This window comes from Clostridium ragsdalei P11 (genome assembly GCF_001675165.1).
Classification (GTDB): Bacteria; Bacillota; Clostridia; order Clostridiales; family Clostridiaceae; genus Clostridium_B; species Clostridium_B ragsdalei.
On sequence record NZ_LROS01000077.1, the window covers coordinates 67,011 to 83,284 of the forward strand.

13 protein-coding genes are annotated in these 16,274 nt (G+C 33.2%); 8 read left to right on the plus strand and 5 right to left on the minus strand.

What is annotated here, in order from left to right; translation table 11 throughout:
* Positions 1 to 42: 42 nt before the first annotated feature.
* The gene (locus CLRAG_RS19005; protein ID WP_065079837.1) at positions 43 to 312 is read left to right on the plus strand and encodes a hypothetical protein; all 270 of its coding nucleotides are present in this window, start codon (positions 43 to 45) and stop codon (positions 310 to 312) included.
* A 114-nt stretch (positions 313 to 426) separates the two neighbouring features.
* Here the strand turns inward: CLRAG_RS19005 and CLRAG_RS19010 are convergent, their stop codons facing one another.
* Both CLRAG_RS19010 and CLRAG_RS19015 read right to left on the minus strand, forming a co-directional pair.
* Positions 427 to 807 carry a hypothetical protein gene (locus CLRAG_RS19010; RefSeq protein ID WP_065079838.1) on the minus strand — a complete coding sequence of 127 codons (381 nt, stop codon included), beginning with the start codon at positions 805 to 807 and terminating at the stop codon, positions 427 to 429.
* 26 nt (positions 808 to 833) lie between these two features.
* On the minus strand, positions 834 to 1,274 hold the full coding sequence (locus CLRAG_RS19015; protein ID WP_065079839.1) for a cell wall hydrolase: 441 nt from the start codon (positions 1,272 to 1,274) through the stop codon (positions 834 to 836).
* 184 nt (positions 1,275 to 1,458) lie between these two features.
* On the opposite strand from CLRAG_RS19015, the gene CLRAG_RS19020 reads away from it, so the two are divergent.
* The 4 genes from CLRAG_RS19020 (at position 1,459) to CLRAG_RS19035 (ending at position 8,384) form a co-directional block, all read left to right on the plus strand.
* Positions 1,459 to 2,514: a cell wall-binding repeat-containing protein gene (locus tag CLRAG_RS19020; protein WP_065079840.1), complete on the plus strand. Its 1,056-nt coding sequence runs from the start codon at positions 1,459 to 1,461 to the stop codon at positions 2,512 to 2,514.
* Positions 2,515 to 3,277: 763 nt separating this feature from the next.
* Positions 3,278 to 6,781 (plus strand): cell wall-binding repeat-containing protein, encoded by a 3,504-nt coding sequence (locus tag CLRAG_RS19025; protein ID WP_065079841.1) that lies wholly within the window; start codon positions 3,278 to 3,280, stop codon positions 6,779 to 6,781.
* 545 nt (positions 6,782 to 7,326) lie between these two features.
* The gene (locus CLRAG_RS19030) at positions 7,327 to 7,875 is read left to right on the plus strand and encodes a transposase (protein ID WP_065079842.1); all 549 of its coding nucleotides are present in this window, start codon (positions 7,327 to 7,329) and stop codon (positions 7,873 to 7,875) included.
* 149 nt (positions 7,876 to 8,024) lie between these two features.
* The gene (locus CLRAG_RS19035) at positions 8,025 to 8,384 is read left to right on the plus strand and encodes an Rpn family recombination-promoting nuclease/putative transposase (RefSeq protein ID WP_065079843.1); all 360 of its coding nucleotides are present in this window, start codon (positions 8,025 to 8,027) and stop codon (positions 8,382 to 8,384) included.
* Positions 8,385 to 8,651: 267 nt separating this feature from the next.
* On the opposite strand, the gene safA is transcribed toward CLRAG_RS19035, so the two are convergent.
* Positions 8,652 to 9,263 carry a SafA/ExsA family spore coat assembly protein gene (safA, locus tag CLRAG_RS19040; RefSeq protein ID WP_065079844.1) on the minus strand — a complete coding sequence of 204 codons (612 nt, stop codon included), beginning with the start codon at positions 9,261 to 9,263 and terminating at the stop codon, positions 8,652 to 8,654.
* A 122-nt stretch (positions 9,264 to 9,385) separates the two neighbouring features.
* Between safA and CLRAG_RS19045 the strand changes: the two genes are divergently transcribed.
* Positions 9,386 to 10,078: a metallophosphoesterase family protein gene (locus CLRAG_RS19045; protein ID WP_065079845.1), complete on the plus strand. Its 693-nt coding sequence runs from the start codon at positions 9,386 to 9,388 to the stop codon at positions 10,076 to 10,078.
* Between the two features lie 60 nt (positions 10,079 to 10,138).
* Here CLRAG_RS19045 and CLRAG_RS19050 read toward each other — a convergent pair whose 3' ends face one another.
* Together CLRAG_RS19050 and CLRAG_RS19055 are read right to left on the minus strand one after the other, a co-directional pair.
* Positions 10,139 to 13,201: an insulinase family protein gene (locus CLRAG_RS19050; RefSeq protein ID WP_065079846.1), complete on the minus strand. Its 3,063-nt coding sequence runs from the start codon at positions 13,199 to 13,201 to the stop codon at positions 10,139 to 10,141.
* 440 nt (positions 13,202 to 13,641) lie between these two features.
* Positions 13,642 to 14,601: a helix-turn-helix transcriptional regulator gene (locus CLRAG_RS19055; RefSeq protein ID WP_065079847.1), complete on the minus strand. Its 960-nt coding sequence runs from the start codon at positions 14,599 to 14,601 to the stop codon at positions 13,642 to 13,644.
* 371 nt (positions 14,602 to 14,972) lie between these two features.
* Here CLRAG_RS19055 and nifH point away from each other — a divergent pair, with 371 nt between their 5' ends.
* Complete coding sequence (gene nifH / locus CLRAG_RS19060; RefSeq protein WP_065079848.1) at positions 14,973 to 15,791, plus strand: nitrogenase iron protein; 819 nt, start codon at positions 14,973 to 14,975, stop codon at positions 15,789 to 15,791.
* A 147-nt stretch (positions 15,792 to 15,938) separates the two neighbouring features.
* Complete coding sequence (locus CLRAG_RS19065; RefSeq protein WP_063555728.1) at positions 15,939 to 16,265, plus strand: P-II family nitrogen regulator; 327 nt, start codon at positions 15,939 to 15,941, stop codon at positions 16,263 to 16,265.
* Positions 16,266 to 16,274 lie beyond the last annotated feature (9 nt).

The window sequence follows — 16,274 nt, forward strand, 5'->3', positions numbered from 1 at the left end:
AGTTATATATAATAAAATGTCGATTATTGAAGGGTGTGTCATATGCTGAAAATATGGGGAAAGTTAGTTAAGCACAATAAAATAGTAAAAGATGAAGTAGTTGTGTCAGAGGGCGGAGAAAATTATCAGGAAAATTTAAAAAGTTGTATTCTGGAATTGTGCAGGAAATTTGACATTGAAAAGCCTTACTGGCTTCCTGCTAATTTGGAAGAATATAATAGGAGAAGTAAGACATCTTTTAATTCGGATAATTTTATAGATGAATTTGAATTTGATAAATTTGAAATAGAAGAAATTGACGATGAAAAATAAAGAGATCCTATGAAAAGGAACTCTTTATTTTTTACACTAAAAAATTGTGAACTGTGAATCAGTGTATTGCGAGCTGCCAATTAATTGTGCATTGTGAACTGTGAATGGAATAAGCTAGTCAAAAATGGTTACAAACTTTATGGAATAAATATCTGCCATTTCAAGTGTACTTGTCTCTTCATTTCGCAGTACTATATAACTTATGCCTACTTTTTCAAGTATTCCAGTACGATCCTGGAGTGTTCCTGTACCCAAAAGGAAAGTTACTCTTACTCTTTTACCTATTTGGGTTCTTAAGTAACCTTGAGTGTAATTCGTGTCTTGCTGTACTGGAGAACCTGGAGCCATTTCAAAAGGGCTAGGGGATGGCATTGGTGGAGGAGATGGTATTGGTGTTTGTCGAATTTCATCACTGGAGTCAAATTCAGGCATTTCTGGTTCAGGTTCAGGAGTCATGGGCATAGTCCTAAAGTAATTGGGATAATTTGAAATCATTAAAATACCTCCATATTTATTAATAATCAAGTTTTAGCATATAGTTCCGTTGGATTGTAAAAGCAGTGATTTGCTACTTTTACTTGAAAACTTCCTGTGCCAGTGTAAGGAAAAAGCCACGGACATGGGGCAAAGGGATTGAAGTACCAGAGAGAGTAGCCTGCAGTAAATAACCTGTTACCTGCAAGTGCCCAGTCTGCTATGTCATAGTGTATTTGTTCAGGAACAACTGACCAGATATTTTGAGGATTGGGAACGCCCCCTAGTTCAGTACGCATACAGTCAAACTGACCTTTTTGATAAAGTACTTTTCTAAGGTCACCTTGACCTAGTCTCTGATATTCGCCATAGGGTACTCTAACTCTATTCATAATGGTAGTTGCCACTGCTTTCATACCATTTTCCCCTTCACCACCTGCTTCACATTTTATAATTCTAGCCAGCAGCTCTCTATATGAAAATGCCATGATTTCACCTCGTATATTTTGCTTACAATATTAGTGTATTTAAAAAGACACTAAAAAGTTACAACCAGTATTTAGGAATAGTAATATATTTACCAAAAAATTTTATATTGTCTATAAAAAAAGCTGCTATTGTTATATAATTAATTTATATATGTTAATAATTAATTGAAGGAGAGGTAAACTAATGTTGAAAAAGAGAAGGTTTTTAAGCCCTATATTGACTGCACTTGTACTATCAGTCACTTTAGGCGCTGCAAATGTACAAGCTGCTACAGTAAAGAGAACAGATGGTGGGGCCGGAGGAAGAATAGGCACAGCCAATCAAGTAGCTTTAGATTTGTTTAGTAAATCTCAAAATGTAATATTGGTAAATGGATACGGATATGCAGATGCAGTAAGTGCTACGCCTCTGGCAAAGCAGCTTAATGCCCCAATACTTTTAACTCATGGAGATACTTTGGAATCTGAAGTTGATTCAACTATAAGCAGTTTGGGAGCAACAAAGGTATATATAGTTGGAGGTACAGGAGTTGTATCTACAGATGTAGAGAATACTTTAAAAGATAAATATGATGTAGAACGTATAGCTGGTATTACAGACAACACTAGAATGGGAACTAATGCAGAAGTTGCCAAAAAAGTTCTTAGTATGAGCAATCAGAAAAATGCAATACTGGTAAATGGACAGGATGGATATGCAGATTCACTTTCAGTAGCTTCAATTGCAGCTCAAAAAGGATATCCTGTATTATTTGCATCTAAAACTCAAGTAGCACCTGTAGTTAAAGATGTAATAACTTCCAAAGGATTAACTATACAAGCAGTAGGTGGTAGTGGAGTTTTACCACAAGATGTAGTAGCTTCCGTAAGTGGAAATAAAGTTACAAGTGATGCAGATTGTGCCAATAGATTTGCTACAAACTTAGCAGTTTTAAATTACTTTAAAAATAGTGGTGATTTAGATTTCAGTACTATATATGTAGCAGCAGGTGGATCAGCACAAGATCAATTTGCAGATGCACTTGTAGCGTCCGCTGCAGCAGCAAAAACGGGTTCACCAGTTGTTTTAACAGGTTTAGGAGCAGGACAGGCACAGGTAATAAATGCTAACAGTTATATATTTGCAAATGCTAAGGATAACTCAAATGTAGTAATAGTTGGTGGAACAGATGTTGTTTCCCAGGACATACAAAGTACCCTTCAAAGTACTGATGATTTGCAAATCATAGGAATAGAGTAAAAAAAGAGCCTTTGGGCTCTTTTTTTAATTAACAAAGTACAAAGTTCAGATATCAAATAAGGATAATTTTCTTCCTAACGTCAGAAAATATTTAAATTATAGATTCCCTGAGGTACGAGGGAAATCATCTTTATTTGTTCTTTGTTATTTGAAATTTAAACTTTTTTACAAGCTTTGCTTCAATAAGGAAGTTGTGAATTATGAATTGAAAAAAAGGATTTTTATAGATTGTGTAGAATAATATATAAGTGCTAGAAGTATAATTAAACGAGATTATTAATTCCCAGATATATAATAGGAATATATTTCCCATATAACCGTAAATTACTACGGCATAAAGTATGGAAAAACTAGAAATGATGTTGTATAATTGAATCATATCTTATTAATAGTAATTTATAAATCCTTTATCATAAGGTGTAAACCGTAGAAATTATGGATTTATTATGATATAATAGAGGATGAATTTGTTACTATTGTTATATAAGTATTAAAATTTTATGAAAAATCACGTAAGATTGCACAAAATTAGTAGAATGTGTAGTTTATATGTGGTATAATAAGGTCTGTTTCATAAATGTTGACCAAGCAGTATAAGTGTAAAGGAATGGGATTGTAAAAGAATACATACATAATTGTAGAAATTACTTAAATAGCACTTAACCGCATGGGAATACATTTTAAGAAAGTATATATTTAAAATATATATATATATATAAAGAATTTTAATTAAAATTCACTTAATCGAGGAGGGTATTACAATATGAGTAAGAAGAGTACAAAGGCACTTGCAAGTGCTACACTTATGTCCTTGGTATTAACAACAGCTTTATCAGCAGGTCCTGTTAAAGCAGCACAAGGACCAGTAACAAGAGTAAGTGGCGGTGACAGATATGCAACAGCTGCAAAGGTTGCTACAACAGAATGGAAAACTTCAGACAATGTAGTATTAGTATCAGGTGAAGGATATGCAGATGCAGTAAGTGCATCAGCATTAGCTAAAAAATTAGGAGCACCTATACTGTTAACTACAGGAACTACACTTAACGCAGATGCACAAAGTGCATTAGATACATTAAAACCAAAAAATGTATATGTTGTTGGAGGAACTGCTTCAGTTTCACAGAGCATAAGAGATGGTCTTAAATCCAAATATACTTTAACAGAGTTAGGTGGATCAAACAGATACGAAACTAACGTAGCAGTAGCTAAACAATTAGTTAAATTAGGAGTTAGTGCTAGCGACGTTATGGTAGTTGGTGGACAAGGATTTGCAGATGCACTTTCCGTAGCACCAGTAGCAGCAGCAAAGGGACAAATCTTATTATTAGCAAATAATGATACAAGTGCAACTCAAGGAGCAATTGATTTTGTAAAAGACAATAAGTCCAACGTTACAGTTGTTGGAACTACAAATGTTATAAGCGATGCAATAAAGAATGCTTTTGGATCAACAGCTACTAGAGTAAACGGTGGATCAAGCAGATTTGATACTAACTTAGCTGTATTAAAGGCATTCAGCAAAGACTTAAAGACTGACAAGTTATATGTAGCAAATGCAAGCGCAGCTACACCAGATAATCTTTATGCAGATGCATTAGTTGCTTCCGCATTAGCTGGAAAATATACTGCACCATTAGTATTAGTTGACAAAGATGGTACAAGTGCAACTAATAGTGCTGTATCTTATATTAAGAGTGAAAATGCAAAGGCTATAGAAGTAATAGGTGGAACAAGCGTTGTTCCTGATTCAATAATCAGCGAAATTACAGGTACTACACCTACTCCTACTAATCCAGAAGTTTCATCAATAAGTACTATTGGATTAAAGCAGGTAAAGGTTGTATTTGGAGAAGAAGTTGATGAAGATACAGCAGAAGAAGTATCAAATTATAAAATAGATGGAACTTCTCTTACAGCTAGTGATGCCAATGCTGTACTTCAAGATGACAATAAGACAGTTTTAATTACTCTTGTAGGTCAGAAGAAACAAAATGATGATTTAGATGTAACAGTAAAGAAGGGAATATTAAGTTCTGATAAAACACAGACAATTCCAGAATTAACTCAAACTGTGACATTCTCAGATACTACTGCCCCAACTTTAGATTCAGTATCAATTAGAGGAAATAAAAAGATAACTGTTAAATTCAATGAACCAGTTAACGTTGGAGGAAATGTTAATGCTTCAGGTGTATATAGCAAATTCAAGATAAATGATAAAAACTTAACTTCATTTGGCTTGGATTCTTCAACTACTGTAGCAAAAGATGCTGTTAAAGATGGTAGTAATAATTACTGGACAAATCAGATTGATTTCTATTTTAGTTCAAGTCTTCCAACTGGAAGTAATGTACTTAAAGTTTCAGATGGTGATGTTAATGAATTGGAAGATGCAGCAGGATTCCCTATAGCTGAGACTACACAAAACTTTAATGTCGATACATTAACTGGTGCTCCTGTAATAAATGGTATATCAGCTAAAGATGATGGAACAGTATATATAGATTTTGATAGACCAATGGATAATGCTACTGCAACAACTAAATCTAAATTTAAAATAAATGATAAGGCTGTTAGTACATTAAGCGGAGCATCAATAGACCTTAAGAAAGATGATACTCAGGTTAAAATAAGTGGAATAAATTCTTTATTAAATAAGAATTCAAACAACTTATATATAGATAACACTGTAAAAGATGCATATGGAAATAAGGTAGCAGATGATACTTACAAATCATTTACATTAGATGAAGATAATACTAAGCCAACTGTATCTTCTGTTAGTGCACTTGATGATACTACAATAAGAGTTAGATTTAGCAAAGATGTAGATGCATTATCTGCAACTAACGTATCTAACTATAAATTAAAGGATAATGATGGAACTGTTATAACTGATGAAATAGCAGCTGTTGGTGGTGGCAGTACTTATCAGGATACAAATGCTATAACTATCCCAGGAAAAGCAACTACTTATTCAGTTTCAGATGGTGATTCAACAGATGTAGTTGATATACATGTTAATAAGAAACTTACTGATTCAAATTATTCTTTAACAATTAAGAATATAGAAGATACAGCAAAAGATCCAAATACTATGGAAGATGTAACTATGCCACTTAAAGGTTCTGATGATGTAACAGCTACTGTAAATGGAACTTATATGGTTGCAGGTAATACAAGAAAAGTTATTGTATACTTTAATAAGGAAATGGATTCATCTTCACTTACAGCACTTAGCAACTACAAATATAAAAATGGCAGTGGTGATATAAAGACATTACCAAGTGATGCTACTATTACTGCAAGTGGTGACAATAAGAGTGCTGTTGTAGAATTCCCATCAAGCTATGGTACTTCTGGAAAAAGTGGAAGCAATTTAATTTCTGCACTTGATGTTATGGATACACTTAAAGATACTGATGGAAAGTCATTAGATGTTGCATATACAGCAGATATAAAAGCAGTATCAGATAATCCAAATACTGCTACAATTGATGCTAAGTCAGTTAAAGTAGTATATGATGATGATAACGCTGGTGATGATTTAACAGTTCAATTTAAGTTCAATAATCCAATAGATACATTAGATTTTACAGATTTCAGAGTAAATGGAGTAAAACCAAGCACAGGCTCACTTAACGGAAATGTTGTAACTCTTAAATTTAATGATGGAGATGCAGTAGTTGATACTGAAAAGACTGACTCAACCTTTACAGGAAAGAACGGTACTTATACTCCAACTAAAATTGAAGCTGTTAAATTCCAAGGTGCTAAGGGAATAAAAATATATACAGTTACAACTAATACAAAAGATGTTGCTGGAAATGCTATACAGGCAATATCTTCAGGAACTCCAGTTTATGCATATGACTTTAGTGCAGCACCAAAGACTATAGCTGATCAATGGTATGCTAGTTCTACTGGCCATTATGTTGATGTAGTATTTGATACTGCTATTGACACTAATGGAATTGATGCAGATAATTTTGTATTTACTGATGCAAATGGAGCTACTTTAACACCTACTGCAGAAACAGTTCCTACAGGTACTTTAAATGAAGCTAATACAGTTAGGTTTACATTTGCTAATAATGCAAGTAGCTTTGGTGTTAGTGCAAAAATTAAAGTTAGAGTTAAGAGTACTGCATCAATTAGAACTATTAAAGATAACGATGATGGAAATGCTTACTACAAGGCATCAGATGATGATATAGCTGGAAGAACAATTTCAGTAGATGCATTGACAGGTGCAGTTAAATAGTATTTCTATACTAGAATGATAGATATTTGTTAAAAAATGAAACTTAAGATAGGAGAGGAAGGACAGTACAACCCTTCCTTCTCCTATTTAAATATGAGCGGATAAAATTGTACTGACATATCCTAAAATATCTTTAAGTCATAAAAATAGCTAGGTCCTACTCTGGCTGAAAAACAAAATAATTAAATTAACATTTAGAGTGTCTTTGTGGATGCTCTTCTATTCTTTTTTGGATAATAAATAGATATTTAGCGAAATTGGATGTAGAAAAAATAGAATGTAAGAAAAGCTGAGATAGATAATTTAACTCATAAAGCAGCACACATAGAAGGGACAGTTAATGGAGTTGGAGAACTAATTCAAAATAGAAGATCAATTAAATGTATGCTTTGGTGCCCGTCACTGAGTGGGATATAAATGTTCCAATACGGTGCCTGTCACTAAACGGGACAAGAAGTATCCCGTTTAGTGACAGGCACCTGCTTGTTTAAAACACAATAATTTGGTTATAATCACAGAAAATAATTTATCTGTGAGGTATAGAAATGCCAAGAAAAAATAGACTATGGCGTGAAGGTTCAATTTTACATATTACAGTTAGAGGGAACAGAAAGGAAGATATATTTAAAAGCCAAGAAGATTATTGTGTTTATCTTAGGAATTTACAGCATTCTATAAAATTTTATAATAACGAATTTCAAATATTAAGTTACTGTCTGATGACTAATCACATTCATCTTCAAATTGAAACAAAAAGTGTTCATATAAAAAAATTAATGGGCAAAATAAATACTTTTTACGCTAAGTATTTTAATAATAAATATGATTATCATGGGCACCTTTTTCAGGGACGGTATGGATCTCGAATAATAGATAGTGACAGCTATATTTTAGAAGTAAGTAGATACATAAGTTTAAATCCTGTGAGAGCTAACATAGTTGACAAACCAGAAGATTATAAATGGAGCAGTTATCCTATGTTAATAGGTAAGAAAAAAGAAAAACTAATTAATTCGGATAGAATACTTTCTTATTTCATTCAGAGCAAAAAGAGAGAATTATATAGAATGTACGTGGAAGATGCAATGAGGTGACGGGCACCAGTCAGAGATAGCTGCATAAATTTAAGCAAGTATATAGAATAGTATAACAATTTCTGATAAAATGAATATAAGAGAGTGAATAAAAGTATTTCCTTTAGTAAATGCTAACAATAGATAAAAGTACTACAGGAGGAAATATTATGCCGGAAGGTAAAATACATCATGAACATGATGTAGGATATAAGTATATATTTTCACATAAGTATACATTTCTGGAACTTCTACGTAGCTTCGTAAAAAAGGATTGGGTAAATTTAATAAAAGCTGAAGATTTAATTTTAATTGATAAATCCTATATACTTGAAGACTTTAGTGAAGAGGAATCTGATATTGTATATAAGGTAAACTTAGATGGAAATGATATAGTATTTTATATTTTATTGGAGTTCCAATCGAGAGTTGATTATAGAATGCCAATGAGGTTACTATTTTATATAGTAGAAGTATGGAGAGAAATTTTAAAAAATACTTCAAGGAGAGATCAACGGAGGAAAGATTGAGACTTACGGTATATGTTTAAAAAAAGATAACTCCAGAACAGTTTGATATACTTAAGATATGGTTAAAAAACATAATGGAGCCAAGACTAGACAAAGGATCTAGGAAAGAAGTGGAAGAGGTATTAGAAACTATAATTGATGAGATTTTTGATTTCAAATCACTGGATGACATAAATAAATACTTATAGGGTGACAGATACTTACCAAGGAATAGAAGGGTGGCCAAAATTGGCTGCCCTTCTCACTATCACTATTTTGATAGGTACCTTAATAGGACTTTATAAATTGCTGGGTCCAATAGCACGTTCCGTTAGAATTTTTAGCGAGACCAACTCCTATTTGATTGAAACTTGAATTTAGAATATTGGCTCTATGTCCTGGAGAGTTCATCCAGGAATTCATTACCTCCTGTGCAGTTCTTTGTCCCATGGCAATATTTTCGCCAGCAGCAGTAAATTTTATGCCGAAATTTTGCATCATGGTAAAGGGTGAACCGTAGGTAGGAGATGTATGATCAAAATATCCTTTGTTAGCCATATCTTGAGATTTGTATCTGGCAACTCTTGATAGTTCCCAATTTGTTGTAAATGGTTGTAGTCCTGCATTTACTCTTGCTTGGTTTACCAGCTTTATAACTTGATTTTCCATTGTTTTTACATCTATATTTGGAATAGATATCTTCTGTCCTGGTATTATCATGGCAGGATTTGCAATCTGTGGATTGGCAGATATGAGTTCACTTATTCCCACCTGGTTTTTTACTGCAATTTTCCACATGGTATCTCCGGATACTACGGTATAAGTTGACGATTGTGCGTGAACTGCACCTGTAGACAATACAAGACATAATATCAAACTTGATAAAAAACTTTTTTTCAATGAAATCACCTCAGTATATTTTGTGATGAATATAAAAATTTATCCCACTAGGTGCCTGTCACCGAGCGGGACATTTACAACCCCATTCGGTGCCAGGCACCAAAGAGAAAGGAACGATAACTATGAAGATAGCAGTTATTTCCGATATACACGGAAACTTGGAAGCACTTAAAGCGGCACTTTGCCATATAGAAAATAAAAGCATTGACACTATAATATGTCTTGGAGACTTGGTAGGATATGGACCCTATCCTAATGAAGTAATTCAGCTTGTAAGAGAAAAGCACATATTAAATATACTTGGCAACTACGATGCAGCAGTGCTTGAAAAAAAATTTAATTACATAAGAGACAATGAAGTCAATAAATTTTGTATGCCCTGGGCAGCAGAAGAACTATCAGAGGAAAACAGGGATTACTTAAAGTCCCTTCCTGGAGAAATAGTACTTAATTTTAAAAATAAGAAATTCCATTTTGTACATGGAAGCAATAGATCCATAAATGAATATTTAAAAGAAAATTCCAAAGAAGCGGAAGAAGCAATGGATGTGCTAGAAGAAGATGTTCTAATATGTGCTCACACTCATATTCCTTATAGGAAGAAATATGGAGATAAAATTCTCTTAAATGATGGAAGTATTGGAAAGCCTAAAATAGGCAGGCCTAATGGAACTTACCTCATAATGGAACCGGACGAGGATGTAAAAAGCACTATTGTAGAATTTACCTACGACTATGAAAAAACAGTAAAGGCCATGGAGGAAAAAGGGATACATAAAGCTTGCATAAAAAATATAAAAACTGGAATAGAATAAAATTGGTGCCTGGCACCGAGTGGGACATTTATAACCCCATTCGGTGCCAGGCACCTTAGTTTATTTCTGCATGTCTATAATTTCATTAAATAATTGTTTGTTTTGTTCAATCTTATCTGCGGAACCTTCTGCAAAGTATATATTTTGTTTTAGAACTTGATCCAGCATATTTCCATAATTTCTTATATCATCTGGTGTAGTTGAAAGTGCCTCTTTCTCATAGTTCAAAAGATCATTTACAGAAGAATTTGTAAGATACATTGAATCACAAAGAGAACTTTCCTCGAGAGGTCCACTAGATTTTAAATTTACAAAACTTTTAATAGCTCCTATAATGTAATTTGTCATTTCGCTGTCTGTTGCCTGAAAGTTTTTAAGGTAATTTACCGTACCTTGAAAGGCATCTAAGGTTTCTTTAAGGTTTGGATCTCTCATTGATGCAAGTATAACTTCACCATTAGGTGATAATGCAGATTGGACTCCATAGGCACCGCCGGTTGTCCTTACCTTATTCCAAAGATATCCGTTGTCCAATACGTTTTGCAGTACCATCATCTTTCCACTATAGGTATAGCCAGCTTTTTTAAAATCTCCAACCTGTATTATTGTTTGTACTTTTGCAGTGGAAGAAAAAGCTGTATTTTTATCAGGTTGTGCAAAAGTATATTTTTGCTTTGGAAGTACCTGAGAGTTAATTTTAGGACTTATACGGTTTAACTCGTTTTTAAATGTTTTAGAAGAATTTTCATTTCCACTGTAAGTTGCTATAAGATCATCTCTGTTAAATGCAAGTTTGCGTATATCATTTAGGTTTTTAGAGATCTCATCCCACTTTGAATCAAAGTTGCTGTCCAGGTCTTGTAAGAACTTATAATAGGAAAGCCCTGTAAGATCTTCACTGTATCTTCCACTTTCACTCATATAGGAACTCATTCGCATAATTGCAGCCGCACCTGATCCTGAAGTCAAAGTTGCCTGTAAGGCTGACTTATTTTGCTCAATAATTTGTTTTATTCTCTGCTTATTTGTAAACTGGCTGTCATTTATAATTTCTTCAGTTAAATCAAGAGACTTTGAAATATTCTCATCAGGCGCTAAAAGGGATACTGTTAGTTTAGGACTATAGTTATTAGGATTTTTATTGCTTGATACTGCTGAAGGTGTAAAACCAATAGTACTTCCTACATACTGCAGCATTTCATTTGAAAGCTGATCATAACTATGTTCCTTAGTATCTACATTTCCAAGCAAAGATGAAAGTAGGCTCAAATAATGTAATTTATCTTGTGGAACCTTTGATGTATCAAAGTAAAGGCTTATGTTTGAAAGCCCATTTAAATCTGCATTATGGGTAAGAACTTTCATACCTGATTGACTTTCAACCTTGTAGTTCAAATTTGGTAATTCAGGTTTGATATCCTTAAGTGAAAGCTTTGGTAAAGTTTCCAGTGCTTCCTTTGAATCACCGCTTTTTTGCCATGCATTAAAATCTTGGGTATCTTTTAAAAGTGAATTAACACCTGATTCTCCTATTTGATTTTTATAATCTGCAAGTTTTTTAGCTGTAGCTTCAGTATTATTACTTTCAAGACCAGCTTCAGGCTTTAGTACAACCATTGAGTGATAGTTGTTTGAAACTAGGTACTTGTCAATTAAACTTGTAAAATATTTATTGGAATCCGATTTCTTTATCTTTTCCATTATGTCACTTGTATCAAAATACATGGTAGGATCTTTATCATATACCCATGTGGACAATGCAGTCTGGGATAATACAAGACCATTTCCACCAAGCATAGGTGTTACAAGTTTTTCAGATCGATCGCTTATGTCATAGGATTCAAGGGCAGATTTAAGAAAATCTTTATCAAATCCATTTTTAGAAATATTCTTTAGAGTATCAAAAATAGTTTTTTCAAAAACTTCTTTTGAAGATTCATCAGAATTAGTTGCATTAATTGAAAATACTGGCTGAATACCATTCATACTAAATGAAGAACTTACATTTTCTGCAATATCCTTTTCTGTAAGTGCTTTTTTAAGAGGAGCATTGTCTGTTCCCATAAGTAAATAATTCAAAAATGTTAATGCTGTGTTTGTTTCCTTATCGCCTATATCGCCTGTAACAAAATTTAAAGAAAGATAAGTCTTCTTTTTTGTGTCTCCATCTTTAGGAACAGGATAAGAAGCTATTTTATCAGGTATATTAGACAGTGATTTTTCGGCCTTAACAGAAGTATCTACATTAACTTTGTCAAATTTGCTTAAGTAATTTTGATCAATGTATTGAAGATATTGTCCTATATCTAATTTACCATATAAATATATGTAGCTGTTTGATGGTGTATAGTTTTTCTTGTAAGTTGAAATTAACTGATCTCTTGTAAGAGAAGGAATATTCTCTGGATTTCCACCTGAATCCCACTTATAAGAAGTATCAGGAAACAGTGATTGATTTACTGCATTACGTAAAAGCCACTGAGGATTTGAATAGTCACCCTTCATTTCATTGTACACAACGCCGTTAATTGAAAGAGCTGAATCCTTAGATGGTAGATCATACCTCCAACCTTCCTGCTTGAATATATTAGGATCAGTAGTAACATTTGGGAAAAATACTGCGTCCAAATACACTCCCATAAGGTTTTTAAGATCCTGCTCATTTGTACTTGCTGCAGGAAATGTAGTGTAATCAGCACCTGTCATAGCATTGATGAAAGAACCCAAGGAGCTCTTAAGCATTTGCTGAAATGGAGATTTTACAGGATAATTCTTGGAACCATCAAGAACTGAGTGTTCAATAATATGATTTACACCACTGTTGTCTGAAGTAGGGGTGCGAAAACTGATATCAAAAACTCTCTGGGTATCATCGTTTTTAAGATACATTAGTTTTGCACCTGTTTTTACATGAGTAAACTGCATAACAGTAGAATTAACTTTTGGTATATCCTTCACTGAAGTAAGTTGAAATCCATAATAGGTCTTTCCAATCTCATTACAGCTTGTAACATTTGTATCTGCTGCATAGGCAGTTTCACTAGAAAATGCCATATTACAAGAAGAAAACAGCATGAAAAATGCTACAATAACAGTCGTTGCTTTTTTCAAAGATATTTTCATTATATATGTCCCCCCGTATTATATTTTTATCCGATGACTACCTGCTCTAATACTCCCACGCACACAGCGAAAGCGACTATCACCAAATCAAAGATTTGGGATATCTGCTTTTCTCCAAGTGTGAGTAAAGAGCAGCTACGTCCCTGGATAACGATTTCCCCTAAAGGATAACGCCTTCTAAGTGCTAAAGGCACTAAGAAGCCTGTTAATAAGCATCATGTGGAGTCAAAACTCCATTTGATGCCAAGAATTCTGTTTATGTCTGCACTATAGACCTTTCACCAGTTATTTCCTATAGTGTTAATGCTATTATATATTCTTTTAAAGAAAATTTATTAATTTTATAAATTATTTATAATTTGTTCACAATTATAATGAATAAATGAAGCAATGCCATTTTAAAATTAAGGGGAACAAGCATGATTTGCAGCCGATAAACCTTAAAGTTCTGCTATTATATTTCCCATTTCAGTAAGATCATATCCGCCTATTCCTAGGAGTTCTGATTTAAATTGATTTGAACGGAGTATTTCAAGTATTGAGTTAAAGGGAGATTTATTTATGTCCTCTTTCTTCATTACCAATTCATATCTTTCTTTTTGAATAGGGATGAAATCCACATTATTAACTTGAAGGGCTGTTTTTTCATTTCCAAGTCCTACATCAGCATCACCTCTAGCCACAGTACTAGCTATTTCTAGGTGAGAAAAGTGTTCTTTTGCATAACCTTTTATATCGCTACCACTTATGTTTAATAATCTAAGATGCTCATCTAAGAGGATTCTTGTACCACAGCCTTTTTCCCTATTTATCATGGTAATATCAGGTCTTCTTAAATCCTCAAAACCTTTAATTTTTTTAGGATTACCTTTGGCTACATAAAAGCCTTGCATTCTGCAAGCAAGATGAATTATTACAGTTGGAATTCCGGGAATTAATCTTCTTACAAATGGTATATTATATTGATCTGAATCACCATCCCAGAGATGAGCGGTGGCTACCTGTATTTTTCCCATGTAAAGTGATAAAAGTCCACTGTAACTTCCTACATAGGATCGAAAAGTTCTAGTACCAGGACAGCGAATTTCTATGTACCTGGATAAAATATCGAGAAGTACATCCTGTCCGCATATTATAAAGCCTCCATTTGTATTATCTCTTGTAGGATAAAAAATATCAGGAGAAGATAGATCATTTTCTTTAACATCACTGGATTCATTTTGTGTAGTATGTTTTGTCTTATTTTTATAATTTTCTACATCATTTAAATCAACTCTAATTTTTTTGCCAACTTTATAGCCGTTCAATTCTCCTCTTTTAATCAATTCATATACTGTATTTTTAGCTATTTTTAGCATATCGGCAACTTCCTGTGGAGTTAAGGTCGTATTTTCTAACATAAATTATCCTTCCTTTCAATGGTGCCTGTCACCATAGTGGGATATTTTTGCCCCCATTCGGTGCCTGTCACCTTATACAAACATTATATAATATAACTACATATTAAAGAAGTAAAATTAATTGGGAAGAGTTATATAACATAGTATAAACAAATATGGCATAAATGATAAGTTGTTAACAATAATCAGTGGGTAATTATTAAAATGATAATTTTTATACTTATATTTTAAAATGTTATCGGTTACAGCATATATTTTTTAATAAATTAATAATTTAAATGTTGATTTTTTTAAAAAGGTATGATATATTTTTTATAAATTATTAAACAATAATTGTCATAAAAAAATTATAAGTGAGGAGTGAGTGTAAAATGAGACAAGTAGCTATTTATGGAAAAGGTGGTATTGGAAAATCTACTACTACACAAAACTTAACTGCAGGATTAGCAGAAATGGGGAAAAAAATAATGGTAGTAGGATGTGACCCTAAAGCAGATTCAACAAGATTACTTCTAGGAGGACTTGCACAAAAGACAGTTCTTGATACTTTGAGAGAAGAAGGAGAAGATGTAGACTTAGATGAAATATTAAAAAAAGGATATGGTGGAATAAAATGTGTTGAATCAGGTGGACCTGAACCTGGAGTTGGATGTGCTGGAAGAGGTATTATAACTTCAATTAACATGCTTGAACAACTCGGCGCTTATGATGATAATTTGGATTATGTTTTTTACGATGTACTAGGTGATGTTGTGTGCGGTGGTTTTGCAATGCCAATACGTGAAGGCAAGGCACAGGAAATATATATTGTAGCTAGTGGTGAGATGATGGCCATGTATGCGGCAAATAACATATCAAAAGGTATAAGTAAATTTGCAAACAGCGGTGGAGTTAGATTAGGAGGCATTATATGCAACAGTAGAAAAGTTGAAAATGAGAGGGAATTACTTGAAGCTTTTGCAAAAAAACTTGGAACTCAACTTATATATTTTGTGCCAAGAAGCCACGATGTTCAAAAAGCAGAAATAAATAAGAAGACTGTTATAGAGTTTAGTCCTGAAGTTGAACAAGCAGATGAATATAGGGCACTTGCAAAAGCTATAGACGGAAATGATATGTTTGTAATACCAAAGCCAATGGCACAAGACGATTTAGAAGCTATACTTATGGAACATGGGTTGATGGATTAAAATGAATATTAAAAATAAAACAAAAAACACTAGAGTATACCTCTTAGTTTGTGAATAGAAACGCCAAGAGATATACCCAAAAAATAAGTCAGAATCGGTCAAATTCTAACTTTTTATAGTGTAACACAAAAGGGGAGGGTATTCAATATGTTATTGATAAAAGCTATTATTAGACCTGAAAAAGCATCAGAAGTTCTATCAGAATTATGCGATGCTGGGTTTCCGGCAGTTACCAAATTTGATGTAGTAGGTAGAGGTAAACAAAGAGGCGTGAAAGTAGGAGAAATATTTTACGATGAAATACCAAAACAAATGCTGCTCATAGTAGTAAAAGATGAAGATAAGGATGATATTATAAAAATCATTACTAAAAGTGCAAAAACTGGTAATAAAGGAGCTTTTGGAGACGGAAAAATATTTGTAACTCCTGTGGAGGAAGTATATACAATAAGTTCAGGCACAAATGAATTATAAGGAGGCATG